Raw genomic sequence first — 18,893 nt, 5'->3', positions numbered from 1 at the left:
CGCCGTCCTGCGGGTTCATCACGGTGACCAGCAGAGTGCGCCCGCCGCGCCGGGCGGCGGCCACGAGCGTGTTGCCGGCGTTGCTGGTGTAGCCGTTCTTGATCCCGATCAGGCCGGGGTACCGGGCCACGCCGTCCTCGCCGGTCAGCAGCCGGTTGGTGTTCTCGATGCCGAACGACCAGCCGGCGCCGTCGGGGAAGCGGGCCTCGGCGGTGGAGCAGTACCGGGCGAAGTCGGGGTTGCGCAGCCCCTCCCGGCCGAACACCGCCAGGTCGAACGCGGAGGAGACCTGGCCCGGCGCGTCGTAGCCGTCGGGGGACTTGACGCGGGTGTCGAGGGCGCCCAGGGAGCGGGCGTTGGCCTGCATCCGGGTGGCGGTGCGGTCCCAGCCCCCGTCGAGCGCGGCCAGCACGTGCACGGCGTCGTTGCCGGAGCTGAGGAAGACCCCGCGCCACAGGTCGGCCACCCGGTAGGTGCGGCCCTCCTCGACGCCGACCAGGCTGCTGCCCTCGGCGACGTCCGCCAGCTCCTCGGACGTCACCCGGTGCGGGAGATCCGCGGGCAGGACCGGCAGCACGGTGAGCGCGAACAGGGTCTTGAGAGTGCTCGCCGGCGGCAGTCCGAGGTGGGCGTGGTTCGCCGCCAGCACCTGGCCGGTGCCCGCGTCGGCGACCAGCCAGGAGAGCGCGGAGAGGTCCGGGAGTTCCGGGGCCCCGGGGTGCGGCCGCACCTGCGGGCCGGACTGGTAGAGCAGCGACGGGCCGGGCACCACCGCCCTCGGAGGCGGGGCCGGGTCGCGTGCCCCGGTGCCGGCGGCGGCCGTGCCGGGCGTCAGCGCCAGCAGGCCTGCCAGGCAGACGGAGCAGGTCGTCACCGCCGTTCGCCGAGGGAATCGGTCAGGGAATCCGATCGTCATATGATCAACGTAGGAATGGGGCCGGTGTCCAGCGCGCTGCCGGGGCCGGTCGGATGACGTGAGCAACCCGGATGGCTGCCGTACGCCCGGCTCCGGTCCCGGCGCGCCGGCCCGGACGCCCCGGTGTCAGCCGGTCGGCAGGGTCGGCTGTACGCGCCGCAGGAAGGTGGCGTTGTCCGAGGTCTCCCGCAGCCGCTCCAGGAGCGTCTCCAGGCCGCTCGGGGTGCCCTCGCGGCTCTGCAGGGCCCGGCGCAGTCCGCGGACGGTGGTCAACTCGGCCGGGGTGAGCAGGAGTTCCTCGCGGCGGGTGCCGGAGGGGGCGATGTCCACGGCCGGGAAGACCCGCCGGGAGGCCAGCTCGCGGTCCAGGCGCAGCTCCATGTTGCCGGTGCTCTTCAGCTCCTCGAAGAAGTAGCCGTCGGCCCGGGAGCCGGTGTCCACCAGGACGGTGGCCAGGATGGTGAGCGAGCCGCCTTCCTCGGCCTTGCGGGCGGCACCGAAGAACCGCTTGGGGCCGAGCAGCGCGGCGGCGTCCACACCGCCGCTGAGGGTACGGCCGTTGGAGGCGGCCGCGTTGTTGTGGGCCCGGCACAGCCGGGTCAGGGAGTCAAGAAGGATGACGACGTCCTGGCCGTCCTCGACGAGCCGCTTGGCGCGCTCGACCACGAGTTCGGCGAGGGCGATGTGTTCCTTGGCGGGCCGGTCGAAGGTGGAGGCGTACACCTCGCCGCGCACCGAGCGCCGCATGTCGGTGACTTCCTCGGGGCGCTCGTCGAGCAGCAGCACCATCAGGTGGCACTCCGGGTGGTTGCCGGCGACGGCGGCCGCGAACTGCTGGAGCAGCACCGTCTTGCCGGTCTTAGGCGGGGCCACGATCAGCCCGCGCTGCCCCTTGCCGACCGGCGAGAACAGGTCGGCGACCCGTCCGGCGAGCCCGGCGGCGGGATGTTCGAGGCGGATCCGCTCGTGCGGGTGCAGCGGGGTCAGATCGCGGAAGTTCCGGCGGTCGCGCAGCTCCTCGGGCGTACGGCCGTTGACGCGCGTGATCTCGGTCAGCGTGCGCCCGTCGCCGCGGACGCCCTCGACGAGATCGCCCTTGCGCAGGCCGTGACGGCGGATCAGCGCCGGGGAGACCTGCAGGTCGGCGGGGGAGGACTGGCAGTCCGGGGCCCGCAGCCGGCCCTTCCCGCCCGAGTCGATGTCGAGGACACCGGTGACGGACCGGCCGACGGGCCGGTCCTGCTGCTGTACAGGGGGTTCGAGTGTGGTGGTCATGAGAGGTGGTCCTTTCGAGGACGGAAGACATGAGTGAAGGGGGGAGTGGGCCGCGAGCGGGAGGGCGGGTGCGCAAGCCTCCGTGCGGCGGGGAACGGCACCTCGGGAACGGCGGAAAGACCCAGGCCACGAGGTGGTGCTGAGAAGCCGGCGGCCGGTCGGGAAACGACGGGCGATACGGCTGGAGGAGTGGAACCGGCACTCGGCGCCCGGTAGAGGGGCGCTCACACGTGCTGATCGCACTATACCCAGGGTTCCCGGATCGTCAACATGGCACCGGCCGCCGATATTCCCCCCGCCGCCGGTCCGCAGCGTCCCCGGCGACAGCCTCGTCCGGTCGGCCGGTTCCGTCGGCGGCAGCGTGCGCCTGCGCCCGGCACGGCCCGGCGGCTGCGGCGCATACCAGCCATACGAACCCCCGATGGCGTTTCCCTGACGCATTTCTTGTTCTGGCCAAAGGCCCTACCTACGCTGCCACCACCGCACTTCGGCGGGCATGGACAAGGGACTTGGCAATCATGGGTCGACTGGCCGGAAAAATCGCTTTCATCAGTGGAACGGGGGCTGGAATCGGCCGGTCCGCGGCACAGGTGTTCGCGGCCGAGGGGGCCACGGTATTCGGCTGCGACATCGACGAGAAGAACGCCGCGGAAACCGTGGAACTCGTCGAGAAAGCCGGCGGTGTCATGCGTTCCCTGGCGCCGGTCGACCTTTCCACCGAGGCCGGGGCGCGGGAGTGGATCGAGGCCGGGATCGCGGAGTTCGGCGGGATCGACATCCTCTACAACAACGCCTCCGCCCTGCGGAACGGTCCCTTCGAGACGATGCCCGCCGAGGACTGGTACTTCACCATCAGGAACGAGCTGGACATCCCCTACTTCTGCACGCAGGCGGCCTGGCCGCACCTGATCGCACGCGGTGGCGGAGCCGTCCTGAACGTCGCCTCCGTGGCCGCCGTGCGCGGCGCGCCGTTCATGCCGATGGTCCCGCACGGCGCCGCCAAGGGCGGGGTCCTGGCCATGAGCAAGCACCTGTGCGCGGCCGGCGCCCCGCACCGCATCCGGGTCAACACCATCGCCCCCGGCATGACCCGCACCGCTGCCACCGCACCCTTCCTCGACGACCCGAACGGCCCGAAGGCGCAGCTGGAGGCGCGGATCCCGGTCGGCCGGGTCGGACAGCCCGAGGACATCGCCCGCGCGGCGGCCTTCCTCTGCTCCGACGAGGCGGCCTTCGTCAACGGCGCCAACCTCATGGTCGACGGCGGCGACAGCGCGATGGCGGGCTGAGCGCGCATGCACGCACGACTAGACCACGTGGGCGTCAACGTACGCGACCTGCCCGCGCAACTCATCTGGTACCGAACGGCCTTCGGCCTGAAGACCGTCTTCGAGTTCCGTCTCGACGGCCCCGGCCTGACCGGCGTCGTCCTGGAACACCCGCACGGCTGGCGGCTCGAACTGCTCGCCAGGCCCGGGTCCGCGCCCGGCCTCAGGGCACCGGACCCGATGACCGCCGCCCTCACCGAGGGGTACGGGCACTTCGCGGTCACCACCCCCGAACTCGACCCCGTGTACACCGCGTTGGTGGCGCACGGGGCGGGCGAGGTGCTCGCCCCCGGCCCGTCCCCCGAACCCGGGGTGCGGATGGCCTGGGTCAAGGACCCCGAGGGAAATCTCATCGAACTCATAGAGCGCGGCACCACTGTTGACCCGTGAGATGGAGTACGGAATGACCAACGCTGTGAAGAAACTGGACGTGGGCACGCTCATAGCCTGCTGTCTGGCAGTTGCCGCCGCGCAGCTGTGCATTACCGTCCCCTCGCCCATCAACGGGGAAATCCAGAGCGCATTCGGAGCCTCGGGGTCGCAGGTCGCCTGGGTCACCTCCGCATTCATTCTGCCCACCGCGATTCTGGAACTTAATTTCGGTGTGGTGGGCGACCTGTTCGGCCGAAAGCGGCTGCTGGTCCTCGGCGGATTCGTGCTGGCGATCGGTGAACTCCTCAACGCCACCTCCCAGAACATCACCATGCTCTGGATCGGCCAGGCCCTCGCCGGCGTCGGGGCCGCCGCGCTCTTCCCCAGCTCCCTCGCCGTGATCGCGGCTGCGACGCCCGGGGAGAAGGACCGCGCCAGGGCGGTCTCGATCTGGGCGCTGAGCATTTCCCTCGCCTCCGCCGTGGGCCCGCTCTCCTCCGGCATCCTGGCCACCGTCGCCGACTTCCGCTGGGCGTTCGTCCCGCCGGTCGTCCTCGGTGTCGTGGTCGGCTTCGCCTGCTGGGCGCTGGTCACCGACTCCAAGGCGCCCGAGGGCCGCGCCCTGGACTGGCCGGGACAGATCAGCATCGCCGTCGGTCTGACCGCCCTGCTGTGGGGCATCATCGAGGGCGGCGACCGGGGCTGGAGCAGCCCCTCGATCGTCTTCGCGCTGACCCTCGCCGCGGTGGCCCTGGCCGGCTTCGTGATGGCGGAGCGGCGCGCCGCGTCCCCGATGTTCAACCTGGAGCTGCTGAGGATCCCGTCGTTCGCGGCGGCCGCGGTGGTCGCCCTGACCGGTATGTTCGGCTTCATCGGCACCGCCTACTGCGTCTCCATCCGGCTCGGCGCGGTGATGCACCTCAGCGCCCTGCGCGCCGGTATGCCGTTCGTGATCCTCCAGCTGATCCCGCTGCTCCTCGCGCCGGTGCTCAGCAGGATGCTCACCCGCGTCGAGCCGCGCTGGCTGCTGATGGGCGGTCTGCTGCCGATGGCCGCCGGCCAGTTCTGGATCGCCGCGCTGCCCATCACCACCACCTCCCTCGCGGCCTTCATCGGCCCGGTGCTGCTGCTCGGCATCGGCTTCATCTGCGTGGTCTCCTCGCTGACCTCGGCCGCGGTGAACGCCGTGCCGATCGAGATGACCGGCATGGCGAGCGGTGCGACCAGCCTGGTCCGCGAGTTCGGCCAGGGCCTCGGCCCGGCCGTGATCAGCACCATCGCGATGAGCGCGGCCTCCTCCGCGCTGGTCGGCAAGCTGAGCGGCTCCGACGCCGGAATGGAGGCCGCGGCCGGACCGCTCGCGGTGGTCAACGCGGGCAGCGACAGCGCCCGGGCCGCCGCGCAGGACGCCCTCGCGCACGGCATGGCCCTGGGCGTGGTGATCTGCGGCTGCGCCTCGCTGCTCGGCGCGGTGGTGACCCTGCTGCTGGTCCGCAAGAACACCGCACGGGCGACGGCCCAGGCGCCGGTGCAGCCGGCATCCGCCTGACCCACAGCACACCGTGAAGGCCGGGGCCCACGCCCCGGCCTTCACGCACGCCCCGCGTGCTCCTTGAGGGGGACCGCTGCAGCCCCCTGAGGGGCGCGGGGAACTGCGCGACCGGCCACGGCGGCCCCGCACTCGCGCACGAAGAGTCCGTGGCCCCCTGGGCGGCAAGTCCCGTGTCTGCGACGGATGTCCGCAATCCATAACGGTCCTGACCAGCACGGGACTTGATGCCTGGTTATGCCTTATCTTCACGACATGTCCACGCCACCGCAGCAGCCTCCGTCCGCTCCACAGCAACCAGAGCCCGCTCCGCAGGACACCATTGCCGCCCAGCAGGCGCCCACGCCGCCGCAGCAGCCCGCACCGCCGCCACAGCAGCAGCCCCCCGCGGTCTCGCCCCAGCCGACCGCGTACCCGTATCCGAACCCGCAGTCGCCGCCCCCGCCCCCGCAGAACCCCTACGCCCAGCCCGCCGCGCCGCAGCAGGCCAACCCCTATGCCGTGCAGCCCGGTTACGGCTATCCGCCGCCGGCCGTACCGCCGTCGGCGACCGGCGGGAACGCGGCCGGGAGAGCCGTGCTGTGGGCCGTCGTGGGCGCGGTGGTCGCCTCCGCGGCCTGGGCGGGCGGTCTCTTCCTGACCGGGGGCTTCGGCGGCAGCGCGGACCTGCGCGGCTACCGGGCGCCCGCGAACCTCTGCTCCAGCGCGGACTACTCGTCGTTCAAGGACGAGTACCCCGTGGCCGACTCGGCCCCGACGAAGAACGCGATGAAGGACCCGGCGCTGGACGAGAGCTACTGCAGTCTCAGCCTCAAGAAGACCAGCACCAGCTACGGGGACGCCTACCTCACCATGCAGATCGACCTGCACAAGAAGACCGACCCGGCACCGGAGTTCACGGCCACCTGGAAGAACTACGGTGACAGCCACACCGACTACGACGTGACGCCCGTGCAGGGCATCGGCGACGAGGCCTACCTGGTCACCCAGGACACCAGCAACGGCTCCACCACCAGCGGTTCGCGGTACGCCACCCTCGCGGTGCGGGACGGCTGGATGACCTACACCATGTACTACAGCGCGTACTTCTCCTCGTACGACAGCGACACCGACCCGCCGACCCTCGACTCCGTGACCGGCTGGCTGAAGACCGACACCAAGTCCACCCTGGAGCAGCTCAAGGACTGACGCTCAGTCCTGGTCGAGGGCGTCGGTGATCGCCTTCACCGGTCCGTGCGCCGCGTAGCCGCCGTCGACGGTGATCTCCGCGCCGTTGACGTACGAGGCCTCGTCGGAGAGGAGATAGACGACCAGCGGCGCCACCTCGTCGACCGTGCCCGGGCGGCCCTGGGGCGTCATGGCGAGGTGGGCGGCGACGAACACCGGGTTGGCGGTGGCCATCAGCGGGGTCTCGATGAAGCCGGGGTGGACGATGTTCGTCCGGATGCCGCGCGGGGCCAGTTCCAGGGACGCCACCCGGGACAGGCCCCGCAGCGCCCACTTGCTGGTCGTGTACGCCACCGCGTGGTGCGCGGTGAGCCCGGCGACCGAGCCGACGTTCACGATCGAGGAACCGGCCGGCATCAGCGGTGCCAGGGCCTGGATACCGAGCAGGGCGCCGGTGGTGTTCACGGCGAACGCCCGGTTCCAGTCGGCGAGTTCGACGTGGCCGAGCCTTGCCCGCATCGGGATGCCGGCGTTGTTCACGAGGCCGTGCACCACGTCGAGGGAAGCCGCCAGGGCTGCCCAGTCCGCCGGCGAGGTCACGTCCAGGCGGACGTACCGGACGTCGAGGCCGTCGGCGCGCAGGGACGCGGCGAGCTTCTCGCCGGCCTCGTCCAGCACGTCCGTCGCGATCACCGTCGCGCCCTCCCGGGCGGCCGCGGCCGCCTCCGCGGCGCCCTGGCCCTGCGCTGCTCCGGTGACGACGACGGTACGGCCCGCCAGGCGCGTGCGGCTCACGGCATCCTCCAAGGGGGTACGGGAGAGGGTCTCCCGTCCACGCTAGGAAGCGGCGGACAGCTCCGGAAACGCGCTCTCGGGATGGGTGGCATCCACGTCGGCGATCTCCGCCGGCGGCCCGTCGCCCAGCGCCCTCTCGTCCGGTGCCCCCGCGTCCTGTACTTCCTCGCCCAGCGCCGCCCCGACCCTGCGGACCGTGTCCCGCAGCCAGCGGTGCGCCGGGTCCGCGTGCCGGTTGTGGTGCCAGTACATGGCCTCCACCAGCGGCACGTCCGGGAACGGCGCCGGTACGACCGCACAGCGCGCGAAGCCCTCGTAGCGGCGGGCCAGCCGCTCCGGGACCATGGCCACCAGGTCCGTACCGCTCACCAGGAACGGCAGCACACTGAAGCCGGGCGTGCTGACCTGCACCTTCGGGGTGATCCCGAGGGTCTCCAGCTGGCGTTCGGCGGGGGTGTGGCTCTTGCCGATGGCGCAGGCCGCGTGCGGCATCTCCGCGAGGTCGCGCAGCGTGAGCCGGCCGTCCACCAGCCGCGGGTTGTCCGGGTCCACGATGCACACGAACCGGTCGTGCATCACGGCCTCGCTGACCCCGGGGAGCTGGTAGCCGAGCGGCACGATCATCAGGTCGTGGCAGCGCAGATGCGTCTCCGTCTCCAGCTGCCCGTCCACGATCGGGTGGAAGTCGATCCGCACCCCCGGCGCCTCGGCCGCGATGACCCGCAGCAGCGGCTCCACGAACACCGTCATCACGTAGTCCGACATGACCACGGAGAACCGCTGGCGGCTGCGGGCCGGATCGAAGTGCCGGGTCAGCGACAGCGCCTCCTCGGCCTTCTGCAGCGAGCCCTGGACGACCGGCAGCAGCCGCTCCGCGAGCGGCGTCAGCTCGTACTCGCGGCCCACTCTGATCAGCAGCTCGTCGTTGAAGTGCCGGCGCAGCCGGGCCAGCGAGCCGCTCATCGCGGACTGGCTGGTGGACAGCCGTACACCGGCGTGGGTGACGTTCTTCTCCTCCAGGAGTGCTTCCAGTGCCACCAGAAGATTGAGATCGATCGCTCCGAGACCCACGAGTGTCCCCTTCCGGCCGGCCACGTCCTTGAAGCTTCGGTGAAACGCGAGGTTAACCAGCGGACGCCCGTCGAGGAAGGGGGTCGGGGCGACTCTCAGGAAGATGCGATGCCAGGCATTCCGGCACCGGATACCCGCAGGTGGGGGGCCTGCGCGCACCACAGGCCCCCCACAGCTTCGGGTGCTAGGGGCGAGGCGTACGACCCCTCTTGCGGGCCCGCGGAAGGTATGCGTCCGCCCGCCCCGGCACGATCCGGTTGGCGAGCGTGCCCAGCCGCTCCACGGTCAGCGTCACCTCGTCGCCGGGCTTCAGCGGGGGCGGGGTCCGCTCCCCGAGCCGCCCCCAGAACTCCGCGAGCGCGCCCCAGCCGCAGGTGCCCGAGCCGAGGATGTCACCGGGGCGCACCCAGGCGTCCCGGCTGGCGTAGGCGATCATCTCCTCGAAGGTCCAGGAGACGTTGGCGAGGGTGTCCCGGCCGATCAGCTCGCCGTTCAGGGTGACCGTCATCTCCAGGTCCAGGAAACCGTCCGCGTCCCGCCGGTCCTCGACCTCGTCGGCGGTGACCAGGCAGGGACCGAGCGTGTTGGCGAAGTCCTTGCCCTTGGAGAAGCCCAGGCCCAGGTTCTTCTCCGGCTTCTGGAGATCCCGCGCCGACCAGTCGTTGAAGACCAGGTACCCGACGATGTGGTCCCTCGCCTGCTCCGGGGTGAGGTCCCGGCCGCTGCGGCCGATGACCGCACCGACCTCCAGCTCGAAGTCCAGCACCGAGCAGCCCGCCGGGACCGGCACGTCGTCATGGGCGCCGTAGGCAGCGTGCGGGTTGGTGAAATAGAAGTTGGGCGCCCGGTACCACTCCTCCGGGACGTGCTCCAGGCCGTCCAGCGACTTCGACACGCCCTCGATGTGCGCCTCGAACCCGACGAAGTCCCGGATGGACGGCGGCTTCAGCGGCGGCAGCAACCGGACCTGATCCACCGTCAACTGACTTGGTGTCTCCAGTGCTTCGAGGCCGGCCGCGGACAGCACGCCCGCCTCGACGAGCGTCAGGACGCTCACTTGGTCGGGCAGCGGGTGGATCACCCCGTCCCGCACCACACCGGCGCGCTCCTCGCCGTCGTGCTCGTAGGTCGCGAAACGCATGGCTCACTGCTCCCAGTGGTTGGTGTTGGTGACGGTGCCGGCGCTCAGATGGCCGGCGAACACGCCCTTGGGGTCACGGGCGGCCCTGATCCCGTTCAGCCGCCGCCACTGCTCGTCACCCATGAACCTCAGCTGCCGTACCGTGAAGTCGGAGTCGCCGAGGTACTGGCCCGCGGTCACCGGCCGCATCGCCGCCATCGCCTCGTCCAGCCAGCCGCGCAGCTCCGCGTCCCGCCCGGGGTCGTCGTACACGACATAGCTGGCGCAGTAGATCTCCGACTGCAACGAGAAAGCCATGTCGGGCAGTTGCCGCAACGGCGCCATGGAGAACCAGATGGTGAAGGTCTGCCGGGTCGGGTGCTCGGTGAACGCCTTGCGGATCGCCGGGACGACCTCCGCGGCGGTGCCGGTCAGCCAGGCGTTGTCGACGAGGTAGCGGTGGCCTTCCGGGTTGGCGGTGCGCTGTCCGGCCAACTGCTCGGCGAGCGTGGTGGGCTGCGCCTCGATGCGGAACAGGGCCCGGTCGGCGTGGGGATTGGCGTGCAGCGGCGCGAGCGCCTCGGCCGCCTGCTCCGGGGTGTCGGTCATCGAGACACCGGTGACCAGCAGCACCGGTTCGTCGAGGTCGGGCGGGGTCTGGGTGAGGGCGACGATCTCCACCAGGTCGGAGACCGTGTGGTGGATGCCGTGCAGCCAGGTCATGACCTCGTCGAAGAGGTCCAGCGGGTAGGCGTGCACGGTGTGCGCGAGATGCCCAGGGAGTGGGCGGGTGCGCAGGTGGAAGCGGGTGACGACGCCGAAGAAACCGGGCCCCGCCCCGCGCGCCGCCCAGAACAGGTCGCTGTGCCGCGTCTCGTCGGCACGGACCAGCTCGCCGTCGGCCGTGACGACGTCGATCGCCACGATGTTCTCGGCCGCCCAGCCCCAGCCGCGCGCGTTCCAGCCCTGCCCGCCCTGGAGCAGGAAGCCGCCGATGCCGACGGACGGGCAGTGCCCGCCGTTGAAGAACCGCCCGAACTCGCCAAGAAACGGGTTGAGTTCGTCGCCGCCCTTGACGCTGGGGGTGGCCGTGACGATCCCGGTGGTCTCGTCGTACGCCATCTCGCGGAAGCCGCCGAGGTCGATCAGCAGCGCGTCCCGGCGCACCGACCAGGCGGCCCAGCTGTGCCCGCCGGAGCGGACGGCGACCTGCCAGCCGCGCTCCAGGGCGAGCCGTACGCCCTCCACGACATCCTGCTCGGAGACCGCCCTCAGTACGGCGGCGGGGGTGCGGTCGGCGGGGCGGCGGGCGTTGAAGACCCTGCCGTACACGGCCTCCTCGAAGTCCTCGTCACCCGGGAGGTGGAGGGTGCCGGAGAATCGGTTCTCGTTCGGGGGTTCGGTGGGCGTCCCCCGATGGATTGCAGACACGGGGCGGCTCACTTGACTGCGATGGGGTTGACGGGGGTACCGACCGCGCCGGTCACCGGCAGGGGGGCCGCGACCAGCAGGAACTCGTAGACACCGTCGGCCGCGCAGTCCTCCGCGAGGGCCTCCAGGTCCCACAGCTCGCCCAGCGGCAGGCCCAGGTGGGGGACGGCGATCCGGTGCAGCGGCTCGGTCGCCGGCTCGGCGAACCCGGACGGCCGCACCTCCAGGCCCCAGGTGTCGGTGGCGACGGCCGCGATCTCCGTGCGGTGCAGCCAGCCGAGGGTGGTGAAGGACAGGCCGGGCGCGTCCCCGGCCGCGTACCCGTCCCAGGCGCCGAGCCGCCGTACCCGGCGGAGCTGTCCGGTGCGGACGAGAACGATGTCGCCCCGGCGCACACCGGAGGTGGCACCCTGCGCGTCGACGGTGTCCCGCAGGTGCTCCTCCGATACCGGGTAGCCGTCGGGGAGTTCACCCCGCGCGTCACCGAACGCCCGGCCGACGTCGAGCAGCACCCCGCGGCCGGTGAAGGCGTCCCGCAGGTGCTCGACGCCGGTCACACCATCGCTGTCGCTGTCGCTGTCGCTGTCGCTGTCGCTGTCGCTGTCGCCGTCGCCGCACGAACGGCCGTGCCAGGCCTGCTCGGTGTCGTGGCCGTGGCCCAACCCGTCCCACCGCGTCGATGCCCGGGCGCCGGCTGTGTCGAACCCCTGGGCCAGCGAGAAGGAGCGGCCGCGCCGGACCAGACTCGCCGCGTGCGCGCGGATCGCGTCGTCGATGAAGTTGAGCGTGCCCAGCACGTCGTCCTCGCCCCAGCGGCCCCGGTTGCGGTGGGCGGCACGGGCCTTGGCCAGCTCTTCCTCAAGGGGACCCAGGGTCATCGGGTGTGTCCTTTCAGCAGCAGATCGAGGGCGTTGCCCCCAGCGATCGCGTCCCGTGCGGCCGGGTCGAGGCCGGCCGCGTCCAGGCGGGCCACCGGATCGGTCATGCCCATGTCGAAGGGGTGGTCGGTGCCGAGCACCACCCGGTCCGCGCCCACCTCCTCGACCAGATGGCGCAGCGCGCGAGGCGTGTAGACGAGCGCGTCGAACCACATCCGCCGCAGATACGAGCTGGGCGGCTCGGCGCAGCCGCGCGCGTCCGGCCTGACCTGCCAGGCGTGGTCGGAACGGCCGATGTACGTCGGCAGATAGCCGCCGCCGTGCGCGGCCACCAGCTTCAGACGCGGGAAACGGTCCAGGACTCCCGTGAAGATCAGATGCGAGAGCGCGACCGTGGTCTCGGTGGGCTGGCCGACCGTGTTGCCCAGGTAGTTCGAGGCGAGCCGCTCGCCGAGCGAGCAGCCCCAGGGGTGCACGAAGACGACCGCGCCCAGCTCCTCGGCCTTCAGCCACACGTCGTCGTGCGCGGGATCCGCCAGCTCCCGGCCCTCGACACTGGTGGAGACACTGATGCCGTACAGGCCCAGCTCGGTCACCGCCTGGTCCAGCAGGGCGACCGCGAGGTCCGGGTGCTGCAGCGGTACCGTGCCGAGGCCGTAGAGCCGGCCGGGCGCGGCGGCGCAGTGCGCGGCCACCGCCTCGTTGACGGTACGGGCCAGCCGCACCGCCGGTCCGGGGCCGGCCCAGTAGTGGTGCATGGGCATCGGGCCGACCACCTGGATGTCGACGCCCATCTCGTCGAGGTCGGCGAGCCGGACGTCAACGTCCGTCAACTTCCATGCCAGACGCTGGAGTTGGGCCCGGTTGGCGGCCAGTGACTCGGGGGAGTGGGCGCGCTGCTCGGCGGCCAGCTCGGCCGCGAGGCCCGCGGTGCCGGCCACCAGGGCGTCGGCCTCGGGCACTGCTAGATGCCCGTGGAAGTCGACGACGGGCGCGCTCATGCGGCCACCGTCAGGGAAGCGAGGGTCTCCGACATGATCCGGGCCGGGTCGGCGCCCGGGGTGTCCGGGTGGATCTCCCACTCGGCGAGCTGGAGGGAGTTGTCCAGCACCATGCGGACGCGGGGCAGCCGCCGGGCCATGAACCGTGCCAGCGCCCTGTCCACCGGCTCGTCGGCGGTGACCAGCTCGGCCAGCAGCACCGCGTCCTCCATGCACATCGCGGCACCTTGCGCGATCAGCGGCGGGCAGGCGTGCGCCGCGTCGCCGATCACCATGGCCCGGCCCCGGTGCCAGTCCTCGTCCACCAGCACCGCCTCGATCCAGCGGTAGTCCACCGGCGTGTCGTCCGGCAGCGAGGCGAGTATCCTCCCCCAGGTGCCGCCGTACCCGGCGCCACGCGCGCGCAGCAGGTCCAGCGAGGCACGCGGGCCGATCAGGGCGGCGTCCAGGTTCTCGTCCAGGAGGTAGGCGTAGCACCGGTCGTCGGAGATCGGGCTGTAGCCGGCCTTGTAGCGGGGACCGCCGTAGTACACCTCGGCGCAGTCCATCTCGGCGGGCCGCCGCGCCACCACCCGGAAGATCGACATACCGACGGGGCGCGGTTTCACCGAGATACCGATGAGCGCGCGCACGGCCGAGTTGATGCCGTCCGCGCCGACCACCAGGTCGTAGCGGCCGGCGGAGCCGTCGGTGAACGTCACGTCCACATGGCCGGCCGCCTGGTCGAGGCCGCGCACGCTCAGGCCCAGGCGGACGGTGACGCCGTGCGCGTACACCGCGTCGCACAGCGCGTTCTGGAGGTCCGAGCGGAGCGCGCCCGCCGTGGACGGCAGATCGGCGCCACCGGTGTGCGGGGTCTCCAGCTCGGTGATCAGACCGCCGTCCGCCCGGCGCAGCCGCATGAGGTCGAACGGCACCGCCCGGGCCAGCACCCGGTCCAGCACGCCGACCGAACGCAGCGCCTTGAGCGCGTTGCCCTGGATGGTGATGCCATGGCCCACCCCGAACCACTGGGGCGAGACCTCGACGAGCTCCACCTCGACCCCGCGCTGGGCGAGAGCGAGACACAGCACGCTTCCGGTGATGCCGCCGCCGACGACGAGCACCTTGTTCACGGGCATGGGCGATCCTTGCGAAAGTAGAAAGTCAGATGGTGGGGGTCAGCAGCTTTCAGCCGGTGAACCGGGGACCCAGCTCGTGGTAGTGCTCGACGGCCGGCGGCGCCGCGAAGAACGGGCCGATCAGGGACCGCCAGCGCGCGAACCGCTCCGACTCCCGGAAGCCGACCGTGTGCGCCTCGACCGACTCCCAGCCGACGAGCAGGAGAAACGTCCGCGGCCGCTCGTCGCAGCGCAGCAGTTCGGCCCAGCGGAACCCGTCCGCCTCGGCGAGCACCTCACGGGCTTTGCCGAAGGCCTCCTCGAATTCCGCCTCCCGGCCTTCCTCGACGGTCAGCTCGGCGTGCTCGACTACCACGGTGTGCTCCTCGGGTTCGGGGTGGCATCGAGCCTGATCGGCGGTAGGTGCAGGGTCAACGGATCGAGGCATCGACAAGGGGGACGTCATCCATCCCCGACGGCGATGGCGGTCCCACCCGGCGGTACCGCCCGGCGCAGCCGGACATCGGCGCAGGCCCAGGCGGAGTGCGCGAGCGATGGCAGCCATCGTGAACGGCCATTTCCGCCGACCGGGCACGATGCCTAGCGTCGAAGGCGAGCCCCCACCCGTACGAGGAGAGCCGCCCGTGCCCGAACCTTCCCCCGCCCACGCCGGACCCTTCGCGCTCGGCACCTTCAGCGGCGGCACAGCCGCCACCTTCCCCGGCCTGGTCGCCGGCACCCGGGTCCGCGACCTCTCCGGCCTGGTGGCGTCGGTACGCGCGCTGGTCGAGGACTGGGACACCTGGCTGCCCCGCCTGCACGAGCTGGCCGCCGCCACCGACGGCACCTGGCACGACCTGGCCGGCCTGCGGGTCCTGACGCCGATCGAACCGGGCCAGATCCTGCAGAGCGGCGCCAACTACCGCAAGCACGTGGTCGATCTGGTCGCCGCCGAGAAGGAGAGCGTGCACGGCGCCACCCCCGAGGAGGCCCGCGCCGACGCCGAGAAGATGATGGACGAGCGGATCCGCGACGGCGTCCCCTACATCTTCCTCGGCTCTCCGCGCGCCCTGTGCGGGCCGTACGACGACATCGTGCTGCCCGCGCTCGGCGAGCAGCACGACTGGGAGCTCGAACTCGCCCTGGTCATCGGCAGGTCGGGGAAGGACATCCCGGCCTCGGAGGCGATGTCGTACGTCGCCGGCTACACGATCAGCAACGACCTCACCACCCGGGACCGGCTCTACCGGCCCGACCTGAAGGCCATCGGCACCGACTGGTTCACCGCGAAGAACGCCGACACCTTCCTGCCGACCGGGCCGTTCCTGGTCCCCGCGGACTTCGTCGGCGACCCCGGCGACCTGCGGATCACGCTGCGGCACAACGGGGTGGTCCGGCAGGACGAGTCCACCAAGGACATGATCTTCGACATCCCGCGGCTGATCGCCTACGCCTCCACGACCACCACCCTGCGCCCCGGCGACCTGCTGCTCACCGGCTCCCCGGCCGGTAACGGTGCGCACTGGGGGGTCTTCCTGGGGCCCGGAGACGTGATCGACGCGGAGATCACCGGCCTCGGTCATCAGAGCAACACCGTCAGGAGCCACGCATGAGCTTCCAGCCCATCACCCATCTGCGCCATGTCGACCTGGCCGTACCGGACTTCGCCACCCAGCGGGCCTTCTACGGCACCACCTGGGGCCTGACCGAGGTCGCGAACGACAGCGGCATCGCGTTCTTCGCCGCCGAGGGCAGCCCCGAGCAGTACATCGTGCGCATCCGCGAGGACGAGCGGAAGCGGATGGACCTCGTCGCCTTCGGCGCGGTCTCACCGGCGGCGGTGGACGAACTCGCGGTCCGGCTGGGGCGGGCCGGAGTGCAGATCGTCCACGAGCCGCGGGCACTGGACACCCCCGGCGGCGGCTACGGGCTGCGCTTCTTCGACCCCGACGGACGGGTGGTCGAGGTCTCGGCCGACGTCGCCACCCGCACCCACCGCAGGATCGAGGAGCGCGAGGCCGTCCCGGTACGGCTCTCGCACTGCGTGGTCAACTCCCAGGACCCGGAGGGACTGCGAGACTTCTACATCCAGAACCTCGGCTTCCGGCTCACCGACACCCTGTACTCCACGCACATGGGTGACCTCATGTACTTCCTGCGGTGCAGCCCACTGCACCACTCCTTCGCCATCGCGCGCGGCCCCCATGTGTCGCTGCACCACGCCTCTTTCGAGATGCGGGGGGTGGAGGAGTACATGCGCGGCACCGGGCGGGCGCTGCGCGCCGGGACCCGGCTCACCTGGGGCCCCGGTCGGCACCTGGCGGGCGACAACACCTTCTCCTACTTCCACGACCCGCACGGCAACACCGTCGAGTACACCACCGAGCTCGCCGTCCTCGAAGAGGACCTGTGGCACCCCGGCCGGCACGACGTGGACGACCCGATCACCCAGGACCAGTGGGGCACCGCCGACCCGATGAGCGAGTCGGTCGCCAAGGAGCAGTTCAACGACCCCGACGTGCTCTTCGAAGCGCCCCCGGTGTAACCCCGATCCTCCCGAGAAAGGCCGCAGTTGTGGCAGAGATCCTGAAGCACGCCGTGCCCAAGGCCGAGGTGGCCGCCTCCCTCGGCCAGGTGCGCGAGACCGTCGCCGGCGTCATCGCGGACATCCGCGAGCGCGGTGACGCGGCCGTGCGCGCGTACTCCGAGAAGTTCGACAAGTGGAGCCCGGACTCCTTCCGGCTGAGCACGGAGGAGGTCGAGAAGATCGTCGCCTCGGTGCCGCAGCAGGTCATCGACGACATCAGGTTCGTGCAGGAGCAGGTCCGTAACTTCGCCCGCCACCAGCTGGACTCGATGGGCGAGTTCGAGGTGGAGACGCTGCCGGGCGTGCGGCTGGGCCAGAAGCACATCCCCGTGCAGGCGGCCGGCGCCTACATCCCCGGCGGCCGTTACCCGCTCACCGCCTCCGCCCACATGACCATCGTCACCGCCAAGGTGGCGGGCGTGCCACGGGTGGTCGCCTGCACCCCACCGATCCACGGCGAGATCCCCGCCGCCACCGTCGCCGCCATGCACCTGGCCGGTGCCGACGAGATCTGGCTGCTCGGCGGCGTCCAGGCGGTGGCCGCGATGGCCGTGGGCACCGACACCATGGAGCCGGTCAACCTCATCGCAGGACCCGGCAACGCGTATGTCGCCGAGGCCAAGCGCCAGCTGTTCGGCGAGATCGGCATCGACCTGTTCGCCGGACCCACCGAGATCCTGGTCCTCGCCGACGACCGGGCCGACCCGTTCGTCTGCGCGGTCGACCTGCTCTCCCAGGCCGAGCACGGCCCGGACTCCCCGGCGGTCCTTATCACCACCTCCCGCGAGATCGCCGAGCGGACCGTCGCCGAGGTCGAACGCCTTCTGCCCGGCATGCCCACCCGCGACTACGCGGAGCCCGCCTGGCGCAACCACGGCCAGGTGCACGTCGTCGGCTCGATCGACGAACTCTACGAACTCGCCGACGCGTTCGCCTTCGAACACGTCGAGGTACTGACCGCCGAACCGCGCCTCGCGCTGGAGCGGATGACCCAGTACGGCGCCCTGTTCCTCGGCGAGGGCACCTGTGTGTCGTTCGGCGACAAGGTCATCGGCACCAACCATGTGCTGCCCACACGTGGTGCCGCCCGCTACACCGGCGGCCTGTGGGTGGGGAAGTACCTCAAGACGGTCACCTACCAGGAGGTCACCGACACCGCCTCGCAGGCCCTGCTCGGGCGGCTGTGCGGGCGCGCGTCCCGGGTCGAGCTGTTCGAGGGGCACGCCCGCTCGGGTGACGTACGGGCCGCGAGGGCCGCGGGCGACGCGCTGCCGTGGAACGAAGCGTGAGCCTGGACGGCCGTACGGCCCTGGTCACCGGCGGGGGAGGGCCGCTGGGCCGGGCCTTCGCGCTGGCGCTCGCCGACGCCGGGGCCCGGGTGATCCTCGTCGGCCGGAACGAGCAGGCCCTCACGGAGGCGGCGGCCAAGGTCGGCGAAGCGGCCCGTACGGCGGTGTGCGACGTCTCCGACCCGGCCGCCGTGCGCGCGCTGGCCGCCGGACTCGCCGACGAGGAGGTGTCGTTGCTCGTCAACAACGCGGGTGTCGCCGGACCGGTGCGGCCGCTCGTCGACATCGAACCCGACGAGTGGGACGACGTGTTCGCCGCCAACGTACGCGGCGTCTACCTCATGTGCCGGGCGTTCCTGCCGCCCATGCTCGCCGCCGGACGGGGCGACATCGTCAACGTCGCCTCGGTCAGCGGCAAGCGCCCGCTGCTCAACCGCACGCCCTACACCGCCTCCAAGATGGCGCTGATCGGCCTCACCCGGACCCTGGCCGGCGAGGTGGGCCCGTCCGGTGTCGCGGTCAACTCCCTTTCCCCGGGCCCGGTCCGGGGGCCCCGCATGGACCGCAACTTCCGGCTCACCGCCGAACTCACCGGCTGCACCGTCGAGGAGGCGGAACGGGACTTCGCCTCCCGGGCCGCGCTCGGCCGGCTGGTGGAGGAGGACGAGGTCGCGCGGGCACTCGTCGCCATGCTGGCGATGCCCGGACTGTGCGGGGCGGACATCGACCTGTCGGCGGGGATGATCGCACCGGCGTAGGCACCGGGCCGAGTACGGCGAGGTGGACGGTGCGCGGGCCGTCCGCCTCGCCGTCGTGCGTGGTCAGAGTCCGGGACTGTGGCCACTCTGTGTGAGCGCCATGAAGTGGGCCGCACGATCGAAGGCATCGGGTTCCGGGATGCGTGTGTGCAATGGCTGTCCGGGGTTTACCACGGCTGATTCACTCCAACCTGCGCACCTCCGGTGCCTTCGTCGCCCTGGTTCCGACCGGCGACTAGTGACTCTGCGCGATGGC

Annotated in this window: 17 protein-coding genes and 1 pseudogene; 8 read left to right on the top strand and 10 right to left on the bottom strand. The window is 71.5% G+C overall.

Annotated features, from left to right (window positions below; genetic code table 11):
* Positions 1-70: 70 nt before the first annotated feature.
* Together ACWGKQ_RS22100 and rho are read right to left on the bottom strand one after the other, a co-directional pair.
* Positions 71-916, bottom strand: a pseudogene (locus ACWGKQ_RS22100) (D-alanyl-D-alanine carboxypeptidase family protein); the annotation flags it as partial.
* Positions 917-1,042: 126 nt separating this feature from the next.
* On the bottom strand, positions 1,043-2,191 hold the full coding sequence (gene rho / locus ACWGKQ_RS22095; protein ID WP_453293648.1) for a transcription termination factor Rho: 1,149 nt from the start codon (positions 2,189-2,191) through the stop codon (positions 1,043-1,045).
* A gap of 518 nt (positions 2,192-2,709) precedes the next feature.
* Here rho and ACWGKQ_RS22090 point away from each other — a divergent pair.
* The 4 genes from ACWGKQ_RS22090 (at position 2,710) to ACWGKQ_RS22075 (ending at position 6,628) form a co-directional block, all read left to right on the top strand.
* Entirely contained in the window at positions 2,710-3,480 is a 771-nt protein-coding gene (locus tag ACWGKQ_RS22090) for an SDR family NAD(P)-dependent oxidoreductase (protein ID WP_453293647.1), read from the top strand.
* Between the two features lie 6 nt (positions 3,481-3,486).
* Entirely contained in the window at positions 3,487-3,909 is a 423-nt protein-coding gene (locus ACWGKQ_RS22085; RefSeq protein WP_453293646.1) for a VOC family protein, read from the top strand.
* 13 nt (positions 3,910-3,922) lie between these two features.
* Positions 3,923-5,440, top strand: coding sequence for an MFS transporter (locus ACWGKQ_RS22080; RefSeq protein WP_453293645.1), 1,518 nt, complete (start codon positions 3,923-3,925; stop codon positions 5,438-5,440).
* Between the two features lie 255 nt (positions 5,441-5,695).
* Entirely contained in the window at positions 5,696-6,628 is a 933-nt protein-coding gene (locus ACWGKQ_RS22075; RefSeq protein ID WP_453293644.1) for a hypothetical protein, read from the top strand.
* A 3-nt stretch (positions 6,629-6,631) separates the two neighbouring features.
* Here the strand turns inward: ACWGKQ_RS22075 and ACWGKQ_RS22070 are convergent, their stop codons facing one another.
* The 8 genes from ACWGKQ_RS22070 to ACWGKQ_RS22035 all read right to left on the bottom strand — a co-directional run bounded on the left by ACWGKQ_RS22070 (position 6,632) and on the right by ACWGKQ_RS22035 (position 14,379).
* The gene (locus tag ACWGKQ_RS22070; protein ID WP_453293643.1) at positions 6,632-7,402 is read right to left on the bottom strand and encodes an SDR family NAD(P)-dependent oxidoreductase; all 771 of its coding nucleotides are present in this window, start codon (positions 7,400-7,402) and stop codon (positions 6,632-6,634) included.
* 42 nt (positions 7,403-7,444) lie between these two features.
* Positions 7,445-8,473 carry a LysR family transcriptional regulator gene (locus ACWGKQ_RS22065; RefSeq protein ID WP_453293642.1) on the bottom strand — a complete coding sequence of 343 codons (1,029 nt, stop codon included), beginning with the start codon at positions 8,471-8,473 and terminating at the stop codon, positions 7,445-7,447.
* Between the two features lie 184 nt (positions 8,474-8,657).
* Entirely contained in the window at positions 8,658-9,614 is a 957-nt protein-coding gene (locus tag ACWGKQ_RS22060; protein ID WP_453293641.1) for a fumarylacetoacetate hydrolase family protein, read from the bottom strand.
* Positions 9,615-9,617: 3 nt separating this feature from the next.
* A complete protein-coding gene (locus tag ACWGKQ_RS22055) occupies positions 9,618-11,024 on the bottom strand; it encodes an FAD-binding oxidoreductase (protein WP_453293640.1) in 1,407 nt (468 codons plus the stop codon).
* A gap of 8 nt (positions 11,025-11,032) precedes the next feature.
* Positions 11,033-11,902 carry a cyclase family protein gene (locus tag ACWGKQ_RS22050; RefSeq protein ID WP_453293639.1) on the bottom strand — a complete coding sequence of 290 codons (870 nt, stop codon included), beginning with the start codon at positions 11,900-11,902 and terminating at the stop codon, positions 11,033-11,035.
* The gene (locus tag ACWGKQ_RS22045) at positions 11,899-12,903 is read right to left on the bottom strand and encodes an amidohydrolase family protein (RefSeq protein WP_453293638.1); all 1,005 of its coding nucleotides are present in this window, start codon (positions 12,901-12,903) and stop codon (positions 11,899-11,901) included. The genes ACWGKQ_RS22050 and ACWGKQ_RS22045 overlap by 4 nt, the downstream gene beginning before the upstream one ends.
* On the bottom strand, positions 12,900-14,024 hold the full coding sequence (locus ACWGKQ_RS22040; RefSeq protein WP_453293637.1) for an FAD-dependent monooxygenase: 1,125 nt from the start codon (positions 14,022-14,024) through the stop codon (positions 12,900-12,902). The genes ACWGKQ_RS22045 and ACWGKQ_RS22040 overlap by 4 nt, the downstream gene beginning before the upstream one ends.
* 49 nt (positions 14,025-14,073) lie before the next feature.
* Positions 14,074-14,379 carry an antibiotic biosynthesis monooxygenase family protein gene (locus tag ACWGKQ_RS22035; RefSeq protein ID WP_453293636.1) on the bottom strand — a complete coding sequence of 102 codons (306 nt, stop codon included), beginning with the start codon at positions 14,377-14,379 and terminating at the stop codon, positions 14,074-14,076.
* A gap of 268 nt (positions 14,380-14,647) precedes the next feature.
* On the opposite strand from ACWGKQ_RS22035, the gene ACWGKQ_RS22030 reads away from it, so the two are divergent.
* From ACWGKQ_RS22030 to ACWGKQ_RS22015, 4 genes are read left to right on the top strand one after another with little or no spacing between them, the layout of a single operon-like run.
* Positions 14,648-15,616 carry a fumarylacetoacetate hydrolase family protein gene (locus ACWGKQ_RS22030; protein WP_453293635.1) on the top strand — a complete coding sequence of 323 codons (969 nt, stop codon included), beginning with the start codon at positions 14,648-14,650 and terminating at the stop codon, positions 15,614-15,616.
* Positions 15,613-16,548 (top strand): VOC family protein, encoded by a 936-nt coding sequence (locus ACWGKQ_RS22025; protein WP_453293634.1) that lies wholly within the window; start codon positions 15,613-15,615, stop codon positions 16,546-16,548. The genes ACWGKQ_RS22030 and ACWGKQ_RS22025 overlap by 4 nt, the downstream gene beginning before the upstream one ends.
* 29 nt (positions 16,549-16,577) lie before the next feature.
* Positions 16,578-17,879 (top strand): histidinol dehydrogenase, encoded by a 1,302-nt coding sequence (gene hisD, locus ACWGKQ_RS22020; protein ID WP_453293633.1) that lies wholly within the window; start codon positions 16,578-16,580, stop codon positions 17,877-17,879.
* Positions 17,876-18,637: an SDR family NAD(P)-dependent oxidoreductase gene (locus ACWGKQ_RS22015; RefSeq protein WP_453293632.1), complete on the top strand. Its 762-nt coding sequence runs from the start codon at positions 17,876-17,878 to the stop codon at positions 18,635-18,637. The genes hisD and ACWGKQ_RS22015 overlap by 4 nt, the downstream gene beginning before the upstream one ends.
* Positions 18,638-18,893 lie beyond the last annotated feature (256 nt).

It is taken from the genome of Streptomyces sp. NPDC054770, from assembly GCF_053611985.1.
This window is presented reverse-complemented; position numbering and strand designations above follow the sequence as displayed.